This window comes from Streptomyces sp. E2N166 (assembly GCF_003671715.1).
GTDB classification, from domain to species: Bacteria; Actinomycetota; Actinomycetes; order Streptomycetales; family Streptomycetaceae; genus Streptomyces; species Streptomyces thinghirensis.
On record NZ_RAIF01000032.1, the window covers coordinates 402,952 to 406,875 of the forward strand.

Sequence of the window (3,924 nt, forward strand, 5' to 3'; positions counted from 1 at the left end):
AGCCGGTGCCCCTGGGTGGGGGCGGTGCGTCGTGCGGGGGCGGTGCGTCGTGCGGGGCGCATGCACCGTCCCCTTTCGTGGTGGGTTTCTGTCGGGCGACGCGTGTGGCGGGTTCGTCGTGGGTGATGCGGCGGTTCGGAGAGGCCGGGCCGTCAGGGCTGGTCAGGGTTCGATGAGTCCGGCCCGGATGGCGTAGCGGGTCAGTTCCAGGCGGTCGCGCAGACCCAGCTTCTGCAGGAGGTTCGCCCGGTGCCGCTGGACGGTCTTGACGCTGATGAAGAGGATCTCGGCGATCTCCTTCGAGGAGTGGCCCTCGGCGACGAGCTTGAGGACCTCCTCCTCGCGGGGCGTGAGGATGTGGTCCGCGCTCTCCTCGCCGTGCTGGACCCGGTCGAGGTAGTTGCGGATCAGCGCGGTCACCGCACCCGGGTACAGGAAGGGCTCGTCGCGCATCGCGGCCCGGCAGGCGGCGACCAGGTCGCGGTCGGCGACGGACTTCAGCACGTACCCGCAGGCCCCCGACTTCAGCGCCTGGAAGAGGTACTGCTCGTTGTCGTGCATCGTCAGCATCAGGATGCGCAGCCCCGGCTTCAGGGCGGCCAGCTCCCGGGCGGCCTGCAGACCGGTCAGGCGGGGCATCGCGATGTCCAGGACCGCGAGGTCGACGGCGTGCGCCCGCGCCATGTCGATGGCCTCCGCGCCGTCCCCGGCCTCGGCGACCACCTCGAGGTCCGGCTCCCGGTCGAGGATGAGCCGTACGCCGCGGCGTACCAGCGCGTGGTCGTCGGCGAGCAGGATGCGGATCCTCGACGGACCGGACGGGGGCTCCGCGGTCCGGTGGGACGCGGTGGGACCGGGCAGGGAGGGGTCGGACATGGTCAGGGCTGCTTCCTGGGGACGGGTGCGGTGAGCCGGATCCGGGTGCCGGCGCCGGGTGCCGAGGTGATGTCGAGGGCGGCCCCGACGAGCAGGGCCCGTTCGCGCATGCCGCGGATACCGGCGCCCTCGCACGCCGCCTCGATGCCGCGGCCGTCGTCGGCGATGGTGAGCGTCACCGCGCCGTCGGCGGGGCCGAGGCTCACCTCCAGCCGCTGGGCGTCCGCGTGCCGGGCGGCGTTGGTCAGGCTCTCCTGCGCGACGCGGTAGAGGACCAGCTCGGTCTCGGGGTCCAGGGCGGGCAGATCGGCGTCGAAACGCCGCACCACCCGCAGCCCCGTGTGGGTGGCGAAGTCGTGCGTCAGCGAGGACAGCGCGCTGATCAGGCCGAGGTCGTCCAGGACGCCGGGCCGCAGCCGGCGCACCAGGCGGCGGACCTCGTCCAGGCTCTCCCGGGTGATCTCCTGCGCCTGGTACAGCTCGTCGCGCAGCGGCTGGTCGGCGTCGTCCGCGGCGCGCCCCAGGACCAGCAGGATCGCGGTCATGCTCTGCCCGACCTCGTCGTGCAGCTCCTGCGCGATACGGCGCCGTTCCTCCTCCTGGGCGAGCAGGACGCGGGCGGTGCTCGTGGCCCGCTCGTGCTCCAGCCGGTCGAGCATGGCGTTGAAGGTGCGGATCAGCTCGGGGACCTCGCCGCCGCCGGACACCGGCAGCCGCTGGCCGGGGCGCAGCAGGTCGACGGTGGTCATCAGCTTCGTGAGCCGGTCCAGCGGTGCCAGACCCCAGCGCAGCAGGGCGCCGTTGGCCACCAGCATGACGCCCAGGCCGCCCACCAGGATGACGGCCTCGGTCAGCAGGACCGGCACGGAGACGGTCACCGGAGCCCACAGCAGCAGTGCCGTGGCGAAGCCCAGCACTACCGCGTTGAGCCCGAAGATCCGCCAGAACAGGGACACCGGGGGGTACGCCTCCTTCTGCGACGCGTCGACTGGTACGCCTCCACTGTCGGCCATCGCGCACCCCCGGTGGGAGCTGCGGCCCAGGCCGCGCCCGAGCAAGGGACCAGCTTCCCCCGTCCGCGGCCGCCGGGTCGATGGGGCCCGACCCCCATTTCCGGGTCGCGGTACACCCATACGGCCGCCCCCGAGCGCCGCCGAGTGGATGCTCCGTCCCCGGGCAAATGGGGCCTGCGCCCGATGGGTTTCCCCCGACGGCCCGGCCAGGGTTGAGGACGACCGGGTCCGATCGGCCCGGCTCTCGTCATACCCGCGGAACTCTCCGAGAGAAGGACTCACCGTGTCGCTCGACGCCTCCCGCATCGAACCCCGCCCCGAGCGGCTGACCGCTCACGAGGCGCGCCAGCGTCTCGAACACGCCCGCGGCACCCGCATGACACAGCTGCGGGCCCTCGAAGAGAGCGGCCAGGCGGACGACCAGCTGATGTCAGCGCAGAAGGCCGCGATCGAGCGGGTGCTCAAGGAGATCGAGGAGGCCTTCGCCCGTATCGACGACGGCACCTACGGCGCCTGCCTGGGCTGCGGCAAGCCCGTCCCGGGGGAGCGCCTGGAGATCCTCCCGTACACGCGGTACTGCGTCGCCTGCCAGCGCCGCGCCGCCGCCTGACCACCGTCCGTCCAGTCTTCGTGTCCCGCCCCGCCCGAGGGGTGAAGTGGGTGAAGTGGTGAACAACCAGATCATCGGCGACCGCGACACGCGGCTGTCGCCCCTGTCGCCGGAGGAGCTCGCCGCGCTCCGGGACAGCCTCCACGAGCAGCGGCTGTTCCGCGAGGAGCAGCTGCGGCAGATCGCGAACGTCCCGGCCCGCGCCGACGAGCCGGTCCCGCGTCGGTCCGCCGCGCGGACCGAGGTGCGGGCCGAGCTCGCGGCCTCCGCGCGCATGGTCCTCGCCGACGTGGAAGCGGCGCTCGAACGCATGGCCGAGGGTCGTTACGGCCGCTGCCACCTGTGCCGGTGCCCCATCGACCGCGAGCGCCTGGTGATCGTGCCGCAGGCCCGCTACTGCGCTCGATGCCAGCAGGTGCGGGAGGCAGGCCGGTGACCGTGGTCCGCCGGCCCCGGGCCGGCCTCGCCCGGCACCGGCCGTGGCCGATGTGCCGGCAGTGCAGCGGCGTCGCCCTCGACATGGGCAGCGCCCGTACCCGCGCCTGGGTCACCGGGCGCGGGATGATCCTCGACGTGCCGACGGTGACCTTCCCCGGCGCCGGTGCCGGGTATCCCATCCGGCGCGGCTCCATCGTCGACACCCAGGGCACGGCCCGGATGCTCGACCGGCTGCTGGGTCACCGCCTGCCCCGCTTCGCCCGTCCTCTGGTCGTGGTGACCGCGCCGGTGCTGGACGGGTTCGCCTACCGGACCGAGGCCCGTACGGCCGTGGAGGTGCTGCGCCCGCGCGGTGTGCTGACCGTCCCCGGCGCGCGGGCCGTGGCCCTGGCGGCGGGCGTGGACCTGTCGCGGCCGCTGCTGGTGATGGACATCGGCGCGCACCTGACCGAGGTGGTGCTCCTGGTGGACGGCGCCGTCTTCGACGCGCGCCGCACCGCGCTGGGCACGGGGGACATCGACGACGCGACCCCGGCCGCGCGGGTCGCCGAAGCGGTGGTCGACATGACGACCTCGATGCTGAGGCAGGACGGCACGTCCCTCACCGTGGACGCCCTGGGCCGGGGCCCGCTGCTCGCGGGCGGGGGTGCCCTGCGCCCCGACATCACCTGCCACCTCGCCGCCGGGCTGCACGCGCCGCTGAGGGCCGTACCGGCCCCGCACACGGCCGCCGTCCGAGGCGCCGCCAAGTTCCTGGAAACCGCACTCTCCCACCCGCCGACCGCGACCCCGGACCCAGCGGACGAGCACCCGCACCGACCCGGGGAGTCCGGCCCCTGACGGCGAGGAGGCGCCCGTGCCGGCCGCACTGGTGCCCTCGGGCGGGGCCCGGCCGAAGGGCGACCGTGCGGGCCGCCCGGGGGTACCAGTGCGGCCGCCGATGGACACCCGCAGCCCCACGACGGACGCCATCGCGCCTCCGGCCAC

5 protein-coding genes are annotated in these 3,924 nt (G+C 74.2%); 3 read left to right on the forward strand and 2 right to left on the reverse strand.

What is annotated here, in order from left to right; genetic code table 11:
- Positions 1-162: 162 nt before the first annotated feature.
- Both EBH09_RS28925 and EBH09_RS28930 read right to left on the reverse strand, forming a co-directional pair.
- Positions 163-876, reverse strand: coding sequence for a response regulator transcription factor (locus EBH09_RS28925; protein WP_193776592.1), 714 nt, complete (start codon positions 874-876; stop codon positions 163-165).
- A gap of 2 nt (positions 877-878) precedes the next feature.
- Positions 879-1,832, reverse strand: a complete 954-nt coding sequence (locus EBH09_RS28930; RefSeq protein ID WP_121749871.1) for a sensor histidine kinase — start codon at positions 1,830-1,832, stop codon at positions 879-881.
- Between the two features lie 340 nt (positions 1,833-2,172).
- Between EBH09_RS28930 and EBH09_RS28935 the strand changes: the two genes are divergently transcribed.
- From EBH09_RS28935 to EBH09_RS28945, 3 genes are read left to right on the forward strand one after another with little or no spacing between them, the layout of a single operon-like run.
- Entirely contained in the window at positions 2,173-2,499 is a 327-nt protein-coding gene (locus tag EBH09_RS28935; protein ID WP_121749872.1) for a TraR/DksA C4-type zinc finger protein, read from the forward strand.
- A gap of 55 nt (positions 2,500-2,554) precedes the next feature.
- The gene (locus tag EBH09_RS28940; RefSeq protein WP_121749873.1) at positions 2,555-2,935 is read left to right on the forward strand and encodes a TraR/DksA C4-type zinc finger protein; all 381 of its coding nucleotides are present in this window, start codon (positions 2,555-2,557) and stop codon (positions 2,933-2,935) included.
- The gene (locus EBH09_RS28945) at positions 2,932-3,777 is read left to right on the forward strand and encodes a rod shape-determining protein (RefSeq protein WP_238697466.1); all 846 of its coding nucleotides are present in this window, start codon (positions 2,932-2,934) and stop codon (positions 3,775-3,777) included. The genes EBH09_RS28940 and EBH09_RS28945 overlap by 4 nt, the downstream gene beginning before the upstream one ends.
- Positions 3,778-3,924 lie beyond the last annotated feature (147 nt).